General features: G+C 57.0%; 15 protein-coding genes. 12 read left to right on the top strand and 3 right to left on the bottom strand.

What is annotated here, in order from left to right:
* The 7 genes from QZZ60_RS01655 to QZZ60_RS01625 form a co-directional block, all read left to right on the top strand.
* Positions 1-833 (top strand): glycosyltransferase (locus QZZ60_RS01655; protein ID WP_295636922.1); only part of this gene is annotated, 833 nt, incomplete at its 5' end.
* Between the two features lie 49 nt (positions 834-882).
* Positions 883-1977 carry a DegT/DnrJ/EryC1/StrS aminotransferase family protein gene (locus QZZ60_RS01650; RefSeq protein WP_295636919.1) on the top strand — a complete coding sequence of 365 codons (1095 nt, stop codon included), beginning with the start codon at positions 883-885 and terminating at the stop codon, positions 1975-1977.
* A gap of 15 nt (positions 1978-1992) precedes the next feature.
* Positions 1993-2943 (top strand): glycosyltransferase, encoded by a 951-nt coding sequence (locus tag QZZ60_RS01645; protein ID WP_295636916.1) that lies wholly within the window; start codon positions 1993-1995, stop codon positions 2941-2943.
* Positions 2944-2951: 8 nt separating this feature from the next.
* Positions 2952-3500, top strand: a complete 549-nt coding sequence (gene rfbC, locus QZZ60_RS01640) for a dTDP-4-dehydrorhamnose 3,5-epimerase (RefSeq protein WP_295636913.1) — start codon at positions 2952-2954, stop codon at positions 3498-3500.
* On the top strand, positions 3491-4321 hold the full coding sequence (rfbD, locus tag QZZ60_RS01635; protein ID WP_295636910.1) for a dTDP-4-dehydrorhamnose reductase: 831 nt from the start codon (positions 3491-3493) through the stop codon (positions 4319-4321). Before rfbC ends, rfbD begins: the two co-directional genes overlap by 10 nt.
* Before the next feature lie 79 nt (positions 4322-4400).
* Complete coding sequence (gene rfbB / locus QZZ60_RS01630) at positions 4401-5414, top strand: dTDP-glucose 4,6-dehydratase (protein ID WP_295636907.1); 1014 nt, start codon at positions 4401-4403, stop codon at positions 5412-5414.
* A gap of 3 nt (positions 5415-5417) precedes the next feature.
* Positions 5418-6350, top strand: a complete 933-nt coding sequence (locus QZZ60_RS01625) for a rhamnan synthesis F family protein (RefSeq protein WP_295636904.1) — start codon at positions 5418-5420, stop codon at positions 6348-6350.
* A gap of 289 nt (positions 6351-6639) precedes the next feature.
* Here QZZ60_RS01625 and QZZ60_RS01620 read toward each other — a convergent pair whose 3' ends face one another.
* Entirely contained in the window at positions 6640-8070 is a 1431-nt protein-coding gene (locus QZZ60_RS01620; RefSeq protein WP_295636901.1) for a DASS family sodium-coupled anion symporter, read from the bottom strand.
* A 116-nt stretch (positions 8071-8186) separates the two neighbouring features.
* Positions 8187-8927, bottom strand: a complete 741-nt coding sequence (locus QZZ60_RS01615) for an SDR family NAD(P)-dependent oxidoreductase (protein ID WP_295636898.1) — start codon at positions 8925-8927, stop codon at positions 8187-8189.
* A gap of 495 nt (positions 8928-9422) precedes the next feature.
* Here QZZ60_RS01615 and QZZ60_RS01610 point away from each other — a divergent pair, with 495 nt between their 5' ends.
* Complete coding sequence (locus QZZ60_RS01610) at positions 9423-10811, top strand: aryl-sulfate sulfotransferase (RefSeq protein ID WP_295636895.1); 1389 nt, start codon at positions 9423-9425, stop codon at positions 10809-10811.
* Between the two features lie 249 nt (positions 10812-11060).
* Here QZZ60_RS01610 and dinB read toward each other — a convergent pair whose 3' ends face one another.
* Complete coding sequence (dinB, locus tag QZZ60_RS01605; RefSeq protein ID WP_295636893.1) at positions 11061-12314, bottom strand: DNA polymerase IV; 1254 nt, start codon at positions 12312-12314, stop codon at positions 11061-11063.
* A gap of 197 nt (positions 12315-12511) precedes the next feature.
* On the opposite strand from dinB, the gene speA reads away from it, so the two are divergent.
* From speA to nspC, 4 genes are all read left to right on the top strand, one after another.
* Positions 12512-14431: a biosynthetic arginine decarboxylase gene (gene speA, locus QZZ60_RS01600; protein WP_295636890.1), complete on the top strand. Its 1920-nt coding sequence runs from the start codon at positions 12512-12514 to the stop codon at positions 14429-14431.
* 134 nt (positions 14432-14565) lie between these two features.
* Positions 14566-15762 (top strand): saccharopine dehydrogenase family protein, encoded by a 1197-nt coding sequence (locus QZZ60_RS01595; protein ID WP_295636887.1) that lies wholly within the window; start codon positions 14566-14568, stop codon positions 15760-15762.
* A gap of 97 nt (positions 15763-15859) precedes the next feature.
* Entirely contained in the window at positions 15860-16081 is a 222-nt protein-coding gene (locus tag QZZ60_RS01590; protein ID WP_295636885.1) for a SlyX family protein, read from the top strand.
* 191 nt (positions 16082-16272) lie between these two features.
* Positions 16273-17466, top strand: coding sequence for a carboxynorspermidine decarboxylase (nspC, locus tag QZZ60_RS01585; protein ID WP_295636882.1), 1194 nt, complete (start codon positions 16273-16275; stop codon positions 17464-17466).
* The last annotated feature ends 3 nt before the right edge of the window (positions 17467-17469 follow it).

Below are 17469 nucleotides of genomic sequence, written 5' to 3'. Positions count from 1 at the left end.
TTTTTAAAAAGCTATTGCAAATTATACAAAGAAATCCATATATTTCTCAGACAGAACTTATAAATTTATGCTGCTCAAAAGAATTTATTAATAAGATATATACTTCAAATCGCATTGAACTACTGAATGCTCTTTCAGGTTCCAAACGCCTTCTTACTCTTTCCGAAGTGGCAGATCTTGGCCTGGTTATATTCGGACCTAAAAACTGGTATTTTGATAACTGTGCAGATCCAAATATTCCATTGTCTTACAATAGTAAAAAAATATATTCATTACAGCATAACCAGGATGTATACAACGCCTCTCGTCTGGCCATTAATATAAATCATATTCAGGCTACTACTGGCTTTTCATGGAGAGTATGTGATATCATGGCCAGTGATGCATGTCTTGTTTCAGAATACAGACCAGACTTTGAACGATGCTTTCCAGAAATACCCATTCCATTTTTTACCAACCGGTATGAAGCCAGATCGCTCTGTCAGAAACTTCTCAACGATGAGAGCTTACGGAGAGACATTGTTGCTCAATGCAATGAAATTATTGATAAAAAATTCCGTTTTGAAAAACTCGTACCTTCTCTGGAAAATTTTTTCAAACGGTCTCTTCAGACAGAACAACCAGCAGAGCCTCCACGCATTGAAGCGATTCCCGATATCTGCATCATGCCCTCCCGACAGACTCTCTCCAAGGTGGCAGACCTGAAAAAAAGATGTAAGCTGGTATTTTACCTTACTATTCTCATATCTGCGCAGCTTCCGGGTTTCAATCTGTGCTTTTCTCCCGAAAGGCGAAGCTATTTCTTGAAAAAAATCAACAAGTACTGGCGATAAATCATTGCCAATGCTTTTTTCTGTACTGTAATAGGAATCAGGAGCCCGTATGGACGTTTCTTTTCTCGATCTTGCCAAGGTGAACAACCGGTTCCGTGCTGAAATCGACGCACGCATCAAGAACATTCTCGACAAGGGCTGGTATCTTCAGGGCGAACAGAATGAACTGTTCTGCCGGCATTTTGCCGAATATTGCGGTACAAAATACGCTCTTGGCGTAGCCAACGGACTGGATGCACTCAATCTTATCGTCAAAGCCCACGGATTCGGTCCGGGGGATGAAATCATCGTACCTGCCAACACCTATATTGCCACCATTCTGGCCATATCGGAAAACGGCTGTACCCCCGTACTGGTTGAACCCACCCTGGAAACCTGCAACATCGATCCCGACAGGATAGAAGAAGCCATCACCCCGCGCACGCGGGCCATCATGGTGGTTCATCTTTATGGACAGGCCGTGCGCATGGAGAAAATCTGGGCTCTGGCAGAAAAATACCATCTTAAAGTATTTGAAGACTGCGCTCAGGCACACGGAGCCGTCTATCAGGGACAAAAAGTAGGAAATCTGAGCGACGCCGGAGCATTCTCCTTCTATCCGGGCAAAAATCTCGGCTGCATGGGCGACGGAGGCGGCATCACCACCAACAGCAAGGAGCTGTATGAAAAAATAAAGGCTCTGGCCAATTACGGTTCCGACCGCAAGTATCACCATATTTACAAAGGAACAAACTCCCGCCTCGATGAAATTCAGGCCGCCGTCCTGGACGTAAAGCTGAGCAGACTCGATGCCGACAACGCCCGGCGCCGGGAAATCGCCACCTTCTACCGCACGCACATCACCAATCCCCTCATAAGCCTTCCTCAGACGTATGACGAGCAGGCCGCCGTATGGCATGTATTCACCGTGCGCACGAAGAAGCGAGATGAATTCCAAAAATATCTTTCCGAGAACGGCATACATACCATCATTCACTATCCTACGCCGCCGCACAAGCAGATTGCCTATGCGGAATGGAGCGAGCTCTCCTTCCCCATCACGGAAAAAATTCATCGGGAAATCATCTCACTTCCCATGTCTCCGGTCATGACCAGGGAAGAAATAGAGTTCGTTGTCGATACCGTAAACAATTGGCAAGAATAAAAGGACGACAGTGTGATGGCGAATCCTCTGGTTTCTGTCATTATCCCGTCATGGCGGCATGAACGTTATATCAGGGAGTGCATGGAATCCATCATAGCCCAGAGCTACAGTCCCATTGAGCTTCTGGTTATTGATGATGCATCACCGGACGGCACGCTGCAAGAGGCGGAAAAGCTGCGTCCCCAGTGCGAAGCCCGTTTTGTACGTACGGTCATGTTCTCCAAGGAAAAAGGAAATGCCGCTGCATCGTGCAACACGGGCATCGCCATGGCACAGGGAAAATACGTCTATCTCATCGCTTCGGACGATGTCGCAGAGCCCGAGGCGATAAAGGAACTGGTGGAAGTACTGGAAGCCCGTCCCGATCTGGTTCTGGCCGTTGGGGATTCCATCCTTATAGACGACAAGTCCTGCCGCATCGGCTGGGATGCCGACCAGAGAAGCGTTCCTCTTGATCATGCGCCGTTCAAGACGTTCGGAGATTTTTTCAAATTGAACGAACCGTTCCGACGTCCGGGAGGTTTCGGCAGCTATGCATCGCTTCTGGAAGATAACTACATTCCCAACGGATATTTGATGCGCACTTCGGCACTGCGAACTGCGGGAGGCTACAACACCTCCGTACTGGTGGAAGACTGGTACATGAATCTCCAGCTCGCAAAGCTTGGCGGCATGGCATATCTTCCAAAAATTCTGTTTCGTTACCGCTGGCATAACGCTAATACCATCAAAACATATGCAACGGAAGAGTTACGAAACAAGATATACCGACAGATATACGGTCTTGAAGAACCATACTGTCGAGACCATGGTTTTCTTTCCATTCTTCGACGAAGACACCCCGACAGCATACGCAATCGCTGGCACAGACTGCGACGCAAGGTCCTCAAGGCCGTCAATCATATATTTTACATCAACATTGCCAAAAGAAAACTGAGTATCTTTGGACATAATTTCCGCTTATGAGGTGAGACATGAAAGTTATACAGACAGGTATTGACGGGCTTTATGTTCTCGAACCACACGTTTTTATCGACAGCAGAGGCTATTTTTTCGAAAGCTACAACAAAACTTCTTTTGAAAATGCAGGACTTTACTATAATTTTGTACAGGACAACCAGTCGAAGTCCAGCTATGGAACAGTAAGAGGGCTGCATTTTCAAAAAGGAGAACATGCCCAGGCCAAGCTTGTGCGGGTCATTGAAGGCACCGTGCTTGACGTGGCCGTGGATCTTCGCCGGGCATCCCCAACATACGGAAAATACCTCTCGGTAGAACTTTCGGGAGACAACAACCGTATGATGCTGATTCCCCGCGGTTTCGCCCACGGATTCTCCGTTCTCAGTGAAACGGCTGTTTTTTCCTACAAATGCGACAATTTCTATTGCAAGGAGTCCGAAGGCGGCATCCGCTTCGATGACCCCACTCTCGCCATCGACTGGCGCATCGACATGACCCGAGCGCTTACCTCGGAAAAGGACAAACTGCATCCCTTCTTTACGGAGTTTGAATCATGCTTCTAGTCACGGGTGCGACAGGTCAGCTCGGCCGGGAGCTTCGACGTGTTCTGGGAAACCGGGCAGTGTACGTCGGACGCAAGGAGCTCGACATTGCCGACGAAACGGCAGTGAAGGCGCTTTTTGCTGCGCAGTCGTTTGACTTCGTCATCAACTGTGCAGCCTATACCGCCGTCGACAAGGCGGAAGACGACGTCGAGGCCGCGGACAGAACAAACCGTCTCGGCCCTGCCATCCTTGCCCGTTACGGCCACCGCATCATTCACGTTTCCACGGACTATGTCTTCGACGGAAGCTCCTGCCTTCCCTACAGGGAAAATGACGCGACAAATCCCGTTTCCGTCTACGGCAAGACCAAACTGGCGGGCGAAGAAGCCGTGATCAACGAAGCGGAAACGGCGGTGATCATCCGCACGTCCTGGCTCTATTCCGACTTCGGCAAGAACTTCGTCAAGACAATGCTCCGCCTCGGCTCGGAGCGTGAGAGCCTCGGCGTGGTGTTCGATCAGGTCGGAACTCCCACCTATGCAGCCGATCTGGCGGCAGCCGTCGTGTCCATGCTGCCGCAGATAAGGCCTGGCATGAAGGAAATCTATCATTACAGCAACGAGGGCGTAGCCAGCTGGTATGACTTTGCCGTTGCCATCATGGAAGAGTCGCGTCGTTCCTGCGCCGTTCGCCCCATCGAAAGCGCCGACTACCCCACACGGGCCGCACGTCCAGCCTTCAGCGTACTCAACAAGGCAAAAGTCAAAAAGGACTTCGGACTCTCCATTCCTTACTGGAAGGATGGACTCCGACGAATGTTGAAAACTATTTCAAACTGAGAAAGACAACTATGGAAGTTCTCTGCAAAGGGAGAGCTTCCGATTTTCTTGCTCTTCTCATCATGTCAGGATACTCATCATGAAATCCATACTCGTCACCGGCGGCGCCGGATTCATAGGCTCCAACTTTGTTCCGTACTTCTGCACGAAGTACCCGGAGTATCACGTCATCAACCTCGACAAGCTCACCTATGCGGGCAATCTCGACAACGTGAAGGAATGCGAGGACATGCCCAACTATACCTTTGTGCAGGGCGACATTTGTGACGAGGGCTTCGTGGAACGGCTCTTTGCGGAACACGACATCCGCGGCGTCATACACTTTGCCGCAGAAAGCCATGTGGACAATTCCATCAAGGGCCCCCGCGCCTTCATGGAAACCAACTACATGGGAACCTTCACCCTCATGGAAACGGCACGCCGCCACTGGATGGACGCCCCGGGCAAGGTGAAGCCGGGATACGAGGAAGCCAGATTCCATCACATTTCCACCGACGAGGTGTACGGCACGCTGGGCGCCACCGGATACTTTGCCGAAACAACGCCCTATGCTCCCAACAGTCCCTATTCCGCCAGCAAGGCGGGATCGGACTTCATCGTGCGCGCCTACCATCACACCTACGGCATGAACGTGACCACCTCCAACTGCTCGAACAACTACGGGCCCAAGCAGCATCACGAAAAGTTCATCCCCGTCATCATCAGCAAGTGTCTTTCGGAGCAGCCCATTCCGGTATACGGCAACGGCTCCAACATCCGCGACTGGCTCTACGTGCTCGACCACTGCAAGGCCATCGACCTCATTTTTCACAAGGGACGCAGCGGTGAAACCTACAACATCGGCGGCCACAACGAGCGGGACAACCTTCAGATCCTGCACAAGGTGTGCTCAATTCTGGATGAACGCCGTCCGCGCAGAAACGGCGCGAAATATGAGGAGCTCATGACCTTCGTCTCCGACCGCCCGGGGCATGACAAGCGCTATGCCATCGATCCCACCAAGATCGTGACCGAACTCGGCTGGAAGCCCGATGAAAACTTCGACTCCGGCATTGTGAAGACCGTGGACTGGTATCTGAAAAAACTGGGATAATCCATGAAGCGTCTCGCTCTCTATGTTTTCTGGGAAAAGGACGGCATCGTCCGCGATTATGTATCGTACTATCTGGAAGGTCTCAAAAGCGTCGCTCAGGATATTACGGTCATCGTAAACGGCTGTTTGTCCCCGGAAGGTCGTACCAGGCTGAAAAAGCAGGGCATCGACATTCTCGTCAGAAAAAATGAAGGGCTTGATTTCGGAGCGTGGCAGCATGCCCTTCTCCATAAGGGATGGGACAAGCTCCATGAGTACGATGAGCTTATTCTCTGCAACTGCTCCTGCTATGGTCCGGTGTACCCCTTTTGGGAAATGTTCAACACCATGAGCCGCAGATCCTGCGACTTCTGGGGGATCAATCGCCAGCCTGCCCTTCCCGGCAGGTTTCTGGGCACGGCACAGCAGCGCTTCCCCGTCAGGGAGCACATCCAGTCCTACTTTTATGTGTTCAGAAAAGAGGCTATGACCTCCCCGGTCTTTCAGGATTGGTGGAACAATCTCCGCTGCGCTGAAAGCTACTGGGAGGAGGTCGGCCTTCACGAAATGGCGTTCTCCGGCCATCTGGAAGAAAAAGGCCTCAGCGGCTCGACCTACATGGACTTTGAAAAATACCGCCGTCTTGCCCCGGAGGGAGACGCCTTCAACGTCTGCGCGGACATTCAGCTCGTCGAGGACAGAAATCCCCTCGTCAAGCGCAAGCTCATTCTGGGCAACTCCCCTGCGGTCATTCCGGTGCTCAAACACATCATCCATGCAACGGACTACCCCCTCGGCTGCATCACCGATGATCTCGGACGGGAATTTCCCTATTCCCGTCTCAGGCACGACAAATGCAGAATACTGTCCTGCTGCCTGGGAGGAACGGCCCGGGAACACTACAAGGTCAAGGCCTTCAAATACGATCTGCTGAAAGAGGCGGCCCTTTCAAAATAATTCCACAGTAAAGCACACGAACGCCTACCGGCTCTTATCCGTCCCGGACATAGACGCGGCCGCACGCTTCTGTCCGCAGCGCCGTGAGCTCTCCCCGCAATCGCATGCCGCCTTGCGGGGAGGCGACGCAGGCCGTGCCGGGGCATGCCCCAGAAGCCCGACACGGGCTCTCGCTTCCAGAGCGCCTTCTCCCGCAAGCCGCACCGTTTTTTCCCTCAACGCACAAGGCCCGCGCTGCTTTCACAGCGCGGGCCTTGTGGTATCAGGCTTTCAGACCGACGTATTCAGACTAATACAGACCGAGCACGCCGCCGCCGATGAAGAGCACGCTGGCGACGCACAGGGGAATCCAGATGAAGGAAATGGTCACGCCGGCCTTGAGCCAGTCCTTCATGGAATAGTAGCCGTACTGATAGGTCACGAGCTGCACGGCATCGATGACCAGCACCAGGGAGGCGGAGGCAAGGAAGCCCAGAGGCAGCGCGAGCACCACGGGATTGAGGCCCTTGCTCTGGGCCAGAGCGATGATCATGGGCATGAATACGGCGATGATGGCCGTGGAGTTGGTGACGAGCAGATGAATCCACATGGCGAAGAAGCCGATGATGAGCATGATGAGCCAGGTGGGCAGGTCAAGCAGACCGCCGAGGAAGGTATTGCCCATCCAGGCGGCGGCGCCGCTTTCCCACAGGGACATGCTGAGCGAGCAGGCGCCGCCTATGAGCATGAGGATGCTCCATCCCATGCGGGGACCGGCATAATTCCAGTCGATGAGATCCACGCCGGGAACGAACAGCACCGCGCCTGCGATGACGGCGAGAATGGGCAGGGGAATGTGGTGGATGCTGTCGGTGCACCACAGGATGATGTTCACCAGCATGAAGATGACGAACTTCTTTTCATCCCTGCTCATGGGACCGAGATCCTTCCATGCGTCCTCAAAGCATTCCGTGCCTTCCAGATAATCGAGTTCCAGAGGGAACAGCTTGAGAAGGATGAACCACACCACGGGAATGAGCACGATGGCGACCGGCACGCCTATGGCGGCCCACTCAAGGAAGCTCATGTCCACGCCCGCCATGTCACGCAGGAACTGCATGGTGAGGATGTTCATGGATGCGCCGGTAGGAGTGGCTATGCCGCCCATGAGCACGCCTATGGGAAGACCGATCATGATGGCACGGGCAAAGTTGCTGCCGTTTGCCTGGCACTTGTTCTGCTCCACGACCTTGAGGGCGATGGGCGCCAGCATGACCACCACGGGGACGTCGGCCATGAAGGCGGAAAGGATGGTGCCGCCGGCAATGAAGCACAGAAGCAGCCGCGAAGGACTGCCTCCCGCCAGGCGGGAAATCCACAGCGCCACACGTTCGGAGAAGCCGGAACGGGTGAAGGCGAACGTGACGCAGAACATGCCGAAGCAGAAGAAGACGATGGGGTTGGCGAAGTTGGCGAGAGCCTTGTTGAAGGGGGCCGCGCCGGAGAGCGGCTGAAGCATGGTCATGAGAATGGCGGCCACGGCAAGAGGCAGGGCGTCGGTCACCCAGATGATGACGGCCGCCACCATGAGGGCGATGGAACACTGTCCCTGGTGGGAAAGTCCGTCCACGGGACCGAAGCCGTAGGCAATGGCGATGTAGGCCGCCACGGCGGCCAGGAGCTTTATGGCGCGCTGGGAGGAAAAGGGGATGGCGTTGATGATTTCGGCTTTCTCAGACATGTAGGTTTCTCCGATGGGAAATTTCTCGTCAGCATCCCGCGGGGCGGGAAGGCATCATGGCAAGACCGCCGCGCCGCAAAGGCATATGCCTCCTCCGGCGCAGAAGTCGCGCCGGATCAGTGAATGCTCCAGCCCTCGTCCACAAAAAGGGCCTGTCCCGTGATCATGGCCGCCTCGTCGGAGGCGAGGAAGGCCACGGCCGCACCTATCTCCTCAGGCTGCACGAGACGACCGAGCAGCATTTTGGGATGCACGGAAGACGCAGAGCCCATGGCCTTCGTCATTTCGGTGGCCACGATGGCCGGCCCCACGGCGTTGACCGTGATGCCGAGAGGAGCCCACTCCAGAGCCAGAGCCCGGGTGAGCACGTTGATGCCGCCCTTGCTCGTCTGATAGGGCACGCGCTTGTCCAGGACGTTGGTGGAAAGACTGGAGGTGATGTTGATGATGCGTCCGCCGCCCGTCATATGCTTCACGGCCGCCTGCGCGATGAAGAACGGAGCCTTGAGATTGACGCTCAAAATGCTGTCCCAGCACTCTTCCGTCACTTCAAGGGCGGGCACGGGACGATTGACGCCCGCGTTGTTCACCAGAATGTCGAGCCCGCCGAGCGCCGCAGCGTCTTCATCAATGGCCGCCGGAAGCTCTGCCGTCCGCGTGATGTCCATGACGCGGCACACGGCCTTTCGTCCCTGTTCACCAATGAGACGCGCCGTTTCCTTCAGTCCTTCCTCGTTGACGTCCCAGCAGGCGACGTCGGCGCCGCGCGAGGCGAGAGCAAGGGCTATGGCCCGTCCCAGTCCCCGGCCGGCTCCGGTCACAAGCGCTTTCTTTCCCTGCAATCCTTGTCCGTTCATTCCTTATCTCCTTTGCCGTTTCACACAGCCCGCATGCTCTGCAAAGGCCATGCCAACAAAATATTTCTTCATGATGAAGCTGCCATGTGCAAATAAGCATTTTTCATGCCATTCCCATTAAATTTGAAATATCAATTGGTTAATAAATATTCCCGATAATGGAACATACTATGTTTTGGTAAGTTGAGTTATAAAAAAAAGAGACTGCACTCTTTTTTTTGTCATCACTCATAACAGACGAATTTGCGCCGCAAAAAGAAAACTCCATTTTTATCAAGAAAACGAAGACACAAAAAAATGTGACAATAAATGGCATATTAATTGCTATTTATTGTCACATTTACCCATTAACGCTTTCTGCGCCGCAAAGGGCATTATTCATCAACCTGTTGTTTTCATGGCATTTTCAACTTTGGCACGCATTTTGCTTCATTGTCGGGCATAGCACGCCCGGATCTTCCGCGTGAAGGTCCTCAACCATTCAAGGAGCAAGTCATGGCCATACACGGCATTCCCACCGGCGTTCATCGTTACGACAAGGAACTGTGCTGCGACGGTTACAATCTGTTCAGCCCCTATTTCAGAAACGAGACTCACCTCATCAACATGGAAGGCGAAATAGTCCACACCTGGAAGACCAACTACTTCCCCGGTCTGTTCGCCCACCTCATGCCCAACGGCGATCTCGTCCGCGGCATCCGCGTGCCCGATCAGGCCGTGCTCTTTGCCGGAACCACGGGCGGCTTCGAACGGTACGACTGGGACGGCAACCTGCTCCAGCGCTACATCAAGAACGACCATGAGACCCAGCAGGTGCTCTCGCACGCCTTCTGCCCCATGCCCAACGGCAACACCATCGTCATCTGCCTGGAAAAGAAGAGCAACGAGGAGGCCTACGCCCGCGGCCGCATTCCCGGCACGCTGCCCGAAGAAGGCGAATGGTTTGAAGGCAAGCAGCACAAGGGACTGTTCCTCGATTATCTGATGGAAATCGACAAGGACAACAACGTGGTCTGGGAATGGCACCTGTGGGACCATGTTGGCGACGCGCCCGACGAGTTCAACCTGAACTACATTCTGCCTCCGGCGGCCCACTATTTCTCCACCGTGGACTGGGTGCACTTCAACGCCGTGGACTACGACCCCATTCATGACCGCGTGTGCATGACCTGCCGCAACTTCGGCGAGTTCGTCATCGTGGACCGCAAGACCGGCAAGCTCATCTACCGCTGGGGCAATCCCTCCACTCATCTGCGCGGCCGCAAGCCCGGCTGGCTGGACGACGGCGATCAGCAGCTTTTCGGCCCGCACTGCGGCACCTTCATCAACGAAGGCAAGCACATTCTCATCCACGACAACGGCTGGTTCCGTCCCAAGGGCAACCGCTCCCGCGCTCTGGAAGTGGACATTGAAACCGGCAAGATCGTGTGGTCCTACGAATCCCACAATCCGCAGAACTTCACCTCTCCCTATCAGAGCTCCGTTCAGCGTCTGCCCAACGGCAACACGCTCATCTGCTCCACGGGTTCCGGTCAGATCTTCGAAGTCACGCCCGGCCCGCAGCCCCGCGTGGTGTGGGAATTCGTGTGCCCCTGGCTGCAGGACGGCCGCACCGTCAACTACCTTGACGACACCGACGTGCTCTACAGCACCACGTCCCACATCATCAAGGAAGGCCACATGAAGAACATGATTCACCGCGTGTACCGCTACGCCAAGGACTATCCCGCCTTCCAGGGCAAGGATCTCTCGCACGGCGTGCCCATCGATCCTTCCATCGTGCGCCTGTGGGAAATGGAACCCTTCAAGTCCGGCTACGAACGCGCCAAGAAGAATCCCTGGCCGCAGCCCATTGCCTACCGAGAAAACCCCGACGTCAAATAGGCCCCGGTTCTTCGCCCGAGCCGACACAAACTCCCCTTGACGGCGGGACAAGTCTCCATTGCCCGCGTTCTTTTGCTCCGGCGCTTCCTTCACGGAACGCGCAGACGGTCATGCCCATCGCCGTTCGCCGCAAAAGATCATGAACGTCCCGCCCTTCGGTCCGTCATGGCCTCCCATGACGGACCGTTTTTTGTCCGTTTTCCGTTCTGCGGAAAAAGTTCAGTGAACAAGCCGGACTCCGGCAGGAATTCAGTGTCTGTCGCGCATGCGGCGCGCCTCGGCGCGTTCGGCCTGCTCGTCGGCGCTTTTCCGGTCGGCCTCGTCGCGCGGCTCGAACAGGCGGCCGCGCATGACGGCGTTCCCTCCATAACGGGAACGAAGAGCGTCCACGGCCCTGTTCAGTCTGTCGCGTCTGCCTTCGTCCTTTTCCGGTTCCTTTTCGGGCAGCAGGGAAAGCTGCACGGGCCCTCCGGCCTCAAAGCCGGAAACGCCCACGCCGATGAGACGGACCCTGTCCGCAAGTTCCAGAGAGTCGAGAATGCCGCAGGCCGTCTCGTAGATGCTCTCGGTGCTGCATATTCTGTGCTCCAGCGTGACCTGGCGCGTTATCTGATGAAAGTCGGCGTACTTTATCTTGAGCGTCACCGTGCGTCCGGCCAGCCCCTGTCCGCGCAGAGAAGCCCCCACTCTCTCGGCATGACGCAGAATCCAGGTTTTCAGGAACTCCCGGTCCCGCGTGTCTTCATCGAGGGTCACTTCCGCGCTTTCCGACTTGGGCGGCGACCACGGCATCACCTCCCGGGGATCTTCGCCGCGTGCCCTTTCGCAGAGCACGATTCCGGCCTTGCCGTAGCGGGTGCGCCAGAACTCCTCCGCATAGCGCGACACGTCGCCGCATGTCTTCACGCCGAGTCTTGCCAGCTCCTCGGAAAAGCGCCTTCCCACGCCGGGCACGGCGGTCACGGGAAGCGTCGCCAGAAATTCCGGAACACGTTCTCTTTCAAGCATGAACAGTCCGTCGGGCTTGCGCTTCTCCGACGCTATCTTGGCCAGAAACTTCACCGGCGCTATGCCCACGGAGCAGGTCAGGCCGCCCGTGGCTTCCCTTACCGCGGCCTTGAGAGCGCGTCCCATGGCATCCACCGGCCCGAACAGCCGCTCAAGTCCCGTGGCGTCGAGATAGGCCTCGTCCACGGAAGCCATTTCCACCTTCGGCGAAAAGGACGCAATGGTCTCGCGCACCAGCGCGGACATTTCCACATAGCGGCGCATTCTCGGCCGCACGTACACGGCCTGCGGACAGCGACGTTTCGCTTCGGCAATGGGCATGGCCGAACGCACGCCGAAACGACGCGCCTCGTAGGAGCAGGTGCTCACCACGCCGCGATGGTCTCCGCCCACCACCACGGGACGGCCGCGCAGCGACGGGTTGTCGAGCTGTTCTATGGACGCAAAAAAGGCATCCATGTCCATGTGCATGATCCAGCGCTGCGATGAACTCAAGGCTCCGTCTCCCGAAAAGCCGCAGAATATGAAAATCTCGTTACAGAGGGCCCCTTTCCGAGGATTGTCCTTGACAAAGGGGGGGGGTCTCTCTAAGGAAGAAGTACCCGTCCTCATCATGCCCTTGAGCAAAAAAAAGGGCAACCTCGGGCCTCCCCGGCCCTTCTTTTTTCCATTCCCATAAGGAGTCAGGATCGTTGGCCAGAAAGAAATCTATGCAGAAGTGGACTGTGGAAGATTCCGTCGACCTGTACGGCATCCGCAACTGGAGTTCAGGATATTTTGACATCTCTCCGAACGGCGAGGTGGTCATTCGTCCCTTCGGTCGCGACGGAGGCCCGGAAGTCAGCGTTCTGGAAATCATCCGCGAACTCAAGGCGCGCGGGTACGACCTGCCCGTGCTGCTCCGCATCGAGAACATTCTGGATTCCCAGATATCTCTTCTGCATCAGACCTTCCGCGCCGCCATCAGCGAACTCGGCTACAAGGGCGAATACCGCGGCGTGTTTCCCATCAAGGTGAATCAGCAGCAGCAGGTCGTGGAAAAGATCGCCCAGTACGGCGCCGCCTACCATCACGGTCTCGAAGTCGGATCCAAGGCCGAGCTCATCGCGGCCATAAGCCAGCTCAAGAGCCGCGAGGCCTGCCTCATCTGCAACGGCTACAAGGACGAGGAATTCATCGATCTCGGCCTGCACGCCCTCAGCATGGGCTTCAACGTCATCTTCGTTCTGGAAATGCCGGGCGAGCTCGAGGTCATTCTCGAAGAGGCCAAGCGCCTGAACATCCGCCCGCAGATCGGCGTGCGCGTGAAGCTCAGCACCAAGGCCAGCGGCCACTGGTCGGAATCGGGCGGCGAACGTTCCGCCTTCGGCCTCACCTCCGCGCAGATCGTGGACGTCGTGGACATTCTTAAAGAACACGACATGCTCGACACCTTCAAGCTCATGCACTATCACCTCGGCTCGCAGGTGCCCAACATCCGCGACATCCGCGCCGCGGTCATGGAAGCCACGCGCATTTACGCGAGCCTCGTGCAGGAAGGTGCGGCCATGGGCTATCTCGACCTCGGCGGCGGTCTCGCCGTGGACTACGACGGATCGCACACCAACTACGTGAGCTCGCGCAACTACACCATGATGGAATACTGCACCGACGTGGTGGAAGCCGTCATGACCATTCTCGACGAGCAGGGCATCGCGCATCCGCACATCATCACGGAATCCGGCCGCGCCACGGTGGCCTATTATTCCATTCTGCTCTTCAACGTGCTCGACGTGAGTCTCATCGAAGTGGGCAGTCTGCCGGAAGAACTGCCCGAGGACGCCCCCGAGCCCGTGCGCAACCTGAAGGACACCCTGCAGAACATCAACCCCCGCAATCTGCAGGAAACCTACAACGACGCCATCTATTACTATGATGAAATGCGCCAGCTCTTCATTACCGGACGCGTCACCCTTCGTCAGAGAACGCTTGCCGAACGCTTCTTCTGGGCGATCATGCGCGTGCTCTCCGAAGAGAAGAACCGCGTGAAGTACATTCCCAAGGAGCTCAACGAAATCGACTCCATGCTGGCGGACATCTACTACTGCAACTTCAGCGTGTTCCAGTCGCTGCCCGACAGCTGGGCCATCGATCAGCTCTTCCCGGTCATGCCCATACACCGCCTCAACGAATTTCCCGAAAGGCAGGGCATCCTTTCCGACCTCACCTGCGACAGCGACGGCCGCATTTCCCACTTCATCGATCCGCAGGGCCTCAAGACCACGCTTGAGCTGCATCCCCTCAAGGAGGGCGAAGAATACTATCTCGGCACCTTCCTCGTGGGCGCCTATCAGGAAACGCTGGGCGATCTGCACAACCTGCTCGGCGACACCAACGTGGTGTCCGTGCGCATTCAGGAAGACGGCAGCTACGACTTCGTCCGCGAAATCGACGGCGACTCCGTGTCCGACATCCTCGCCTACGTGGAATACGATCCGCACCGCGTGCTCGTGGGCATACGCAAGTCCGCGGAACGGGCCGTGCGCGAAAACCGCATCACGCCCGCCCAGCGCTATCAGCTCATGCAGGCCTTTGAAGACGGCCTGCGCGGCTACACCTACTTTGAACGCTAGGAAAGGCCGGAGGGAACCTGTTCCCTCCGCATCCCTTTCCCCTGCCGAGAACCTCGTTCTCCCCTTTATTCATAAGGCCTTCAGAGCGCGGTTTCCTTCCGCCTCCGAACCCTTCATCTGCAAGGAGCAAGAACATGGCAAAGGTACTTATCATCGGCGCAGGCGGCGTAAGCTCCGTCGCCACGCACAAGTGCGCGCAGGCCGCTGACGTTTTTACCGACATAGTGCTGGCCAGCCGCACGAAATCCAAATGCGACGCCATCGCCGCAAGCGTGAAGGAACGCTGCGGTCGCGACATTGAAACCGCTCAGGTGGACGCCGACAACGTGCCCGAGCTCACGGCTCTCATCCGCCGCGTGCAGCCCGATCTGGTCATGAACATCGCTCTGCCCTATCAGGACCTGCACATCATGGACGCCTGCCTCGAGGCCGGCGTGAACTATCTCGACACCGCCAACTACGAACCGCCGAACGACGCCCACTTTGAATACAAATGGCAGTGGGCCTATCAGCAGAAGTTCAAGGACGCGGGCCTGTGCGCGCTGCTCGGCTCCGGCTTCGATCCCGGCGTGACCAACGTGTTCTGCGCCTACGCGCAGAAGCATCTCTTCGATGAGATCCACGTGCTCGACATCATCGACGCCAACGCCGGCGACCACGGTCTGCCCTTCGCCACCAACTTCAACCCCGAAATCAATCTGCGCGAAGTGTCGGCCAATGGCCGCTACTGGGAACGCGGCGAATGGGTGGAAACCGATCCGCTGTCGTGGAAGATGAACTTCGACTTTCCCGAAGGCATCGGCAAGCGCAACTGCTACCTCATGTACCATGAGGAACTGGAATCGCTGGTGCAGAACCTCAAGGGCATACGTCGCGCCCGCTTCTGGATGACCTTCGGCGACTCCTACCTGAACCACCTTCAGGTGTTCAAGAACGTGGGACTCATCGGCATCGAGCCCGTGAAGTTTCAGGGCCACGACATCGTGCCTCTCCAGTTCCTGGCCAAGCTTCTGCCCGACCCCGCCTCCCTCGGTCCCCGCACCGTGGGCAAGACCTGCATCGGCTGCCTGATGCACGGCGTGAAGGACGGAAAGAAGCGCACCGCCTACATCTACAACATCTGCGATCATCAGGAATGCTACCGCGAGCTCGGCTCGCAGGCCATTTCCTACACCACCGGCGTGCCCGCCATGGTGGGCGCCATGATGATGGTGACCGGAAAGTGGAACAAGCCCGGCGTGTGGAACATGGAACAGATGGACCCCGATCCCTTCCTGGAAGTGCTCGGCACGTACGGTCTGCCCTGGAAGGTCACCGAGCCCGACCTGTAGGAGCAAAGCGGAACCCTTTCCGCAGCAAAAAACGTATCCGAATCCCGGGGAGCGGGCGGGATGAGCCCGTCCGCTCTTCCTATCTTCCGGAGGCGACATGACTGCCGAAGAACAGATAGCCAGACTGGAAGAGCTGGCCTACTTTCAGGAAAAGCTGCTCTCGCAGCTCAACGAGGCGCTCATAGGCCAGCAGAAGCAGATCGATGCTCTAGAAAAGCGCCTTGCCGACGTGGAGGAAAACGTGACCACGCTGCTCGACGCCTCGCAGGACGGCCCGGTGAACACGCTGCCGCCCCACTACATGCCCGAGCGCTACTGAAGCCTTCATGCCGCCCGCAGACCGAACCGTCTCCCGGAGCCGTCCGCAGGCCACGACCGCGAACGCCCCTCCTCCCCGGCCGGCCGGGTTCCGTGTCCTTTTCCCCGCATAGGCGGCCGATCCGCCGAAACACGCCCTCATCCGGCGCCTTCTGCAAGGCGCCAGGCTCAACCTTCAACCCGCCGAGCGCCATGAACGACTATCTTGCCAGACTCCGCCCCGAATCGTGGCCTTCCCCCTGCTTTGTCACCGACCTCGCCCTGCTGAAAAAGAACGCCGCCGTTCTCGACGACGTGCAGAAGCGCACGGGTGCGAAAATCATGCTCGCGCTCAAGTGCTTTTCCCAGTGGATGACCTTCCCCGTGCTCTCGCGCGCCATGCGCGGCCCGCTCTACGGCTGCTGCGCAAGCTCGCCCGACGAGGCGAGACTCGCCAGAGAGGATTTCTGCGGAGAAGTGCACGCCTTTGCCGCGGCCTGGAGCGAAGAGGAACTTGCCGAAACGCTGCGCTACGCCGATCACATCGTGTTCAACTCCTTCGCGCAGTGGAAGAAGTTCCGTCCGCTGGTGCAGAAGGCCGAAAACGAGCGCGGCATGACCATAGAATGCGGCCTCCGGCTCAATCCCGAGCACTCCGAGGGCGCGGTGCCCATCTACGACCCCTGCTCCCCCGGTTCCCGGCTCGGCATACGGCCCGCAGCCTTCCATGCCGAGCTTGAACGCGATCCCCACGCCCTCGACGGCATAAGCGGCCTGCACTTCCACACGCTCTGCGAGCAGAACGCCGACAGCCTCGCACGCACGCTGGAAGCGGTGGAAAAGCACTTCGGCGCCTACTTTTCCAGAATGAAGTGGATCAACTTCGGCGGCGGCCATCACATCACCCGCGCCGACTACGACATCGATCTTCTGTGCCGCTGCATCGAGCAGGTGCGCGACACCTACCATGTGCAGGTCTATCTTGAGCCCGGCGAAGCCGTGGCCCTCAACGCAGGCGTGCTCATCGCCACGGTGCTCGACGTCGTACAGGCCGACATGCCCATCGCCATTCTGGACACCTCCGCCGCCTGCCACATGCCGGACGTGCTGGAGATGCCCTACCGGCCGAACGTCATCGGCGCAGGAGAACCCGGAGAAAAGAACTTCACCTTCCGTCTGGCGGGCAAGTCCTGCCTTGCGGGCGACGTCATCGGAGAATACTCCTTCGACACTCCTCTAAAGAGCGGCGACAGGCTGGTCTTCCTCGACATGGCCATCTACAGCATGGTGAAGACCACCACCTTCAACGGCCTGCGCCTGCCTTCCATCGCCATATGGGATTCGGAAACCGACCAGCGCCGCGTCACCCGCACGTTCGGCTACGAGGACTTCCGCAGCCGCCTGTAGAAC

It is taken from the genome of uncultured Mailhella sp., from assembly GCF_905187505.1.
GTDB lineage: Bacteria > Desulfobacterota > Desulfovibrionia > Desulfovibrionales > Desulfovibrionaceae > Mailhella.
This window is presented reverse-complemented; position numbering and strand designations above follow the sequence as displayed.

What these genes read in the sequence shown, in the direction of transcription:
- rfbB (WP_295636907.1), top strand. Translation starts at nt 4,401, where the DNA reads ATGAAATCCATACTCGTCACCGGCGGCGCCGGATTCATAGGCTCCAAC.
- QZZ60_RS01625 (WP_295636904.1), top strand. Translation starts at nt 5,418, where the DNA reads ATGAAGCGTCTCGCTCTCTATGTTTTCTGGGAAAAGGACGGCATCGTC.
- QZZ60_RS01595 (WP_295636887.1), top strand. Translation starts at nt 14,566, where the DNA reads ATGGCAAAGGTACTTATCATCGGCGCAGGCGGCGTAAGCTCCGTCGCC.
- QZZ60_RS01590 (WP_295636885.1), top strand. Translation starts at nt 15,860, where the DNA reads ATGACTGCCGAAGAACAGATAGCCAGACTGGAAGAGCTGGCCTACTTT.
- QZZ60_RS01650 (WP_295636919.1), top strand. Translation starts at nt 883, where the DNA reads ATGGACGTTTCTTTTCTCGATCTTGCCAAGGTGAACAACCGGTTCCGT.
- QZZ60_RS01645 (WP_295636916.1), top strand. Translation starts at nt 1,993, where the DNA reads ATGGCGAATCCTCTGGTTTCTGTCATTATCCCGTCATGGCGGCATGAA.
- QZZ60_RS01615 (WP_295636898.1), bottom strand. Translation starts at nt 8,927, where the DNA reads ATGAACGGACAAGGATTGCAGGGAAAGAAAGCGCTTGTGACCGGAGCC.
- rfbD (WP_295636910.1), top strand. Translation starts at nt 3,491, where the DNA reads ATGCTTCTAGTCACGGGTGCGACAGGTCAGCTCGGCCGGGAGCTTCGA.
- QZZ60_RS01620 (WP_295636901.1), bottom strand. Translation starts at nt 8,070, where the DNA reads ATGTCTGAGAAAGCCGAAATCATCAACGCCATCCCCTTTTCCTCCCAG.
- QZZ60_RS01610 (WP_295636895.1), top strand. Translation starts at nt 9,423, where the DNA reads ATGGCCATACACGGCATTCCCACCGGCGTTCATCGTTACGACAAGGAA.
- nspC (WP_295636882.1), top strand. Translation starts at nt 16,273, where the DNA reads ATGAACGACTATCTTGCCAGACTCCGCCCCGAATCGTGGCCTTCCCCC.
- rfbC (WP_295636913.1), top strand. Translation starts at nt 2,952, where the DNA reads ATGAAAGTTATACAGACAGGTATTGACGGGCTTTATGTTCTCGAACCA.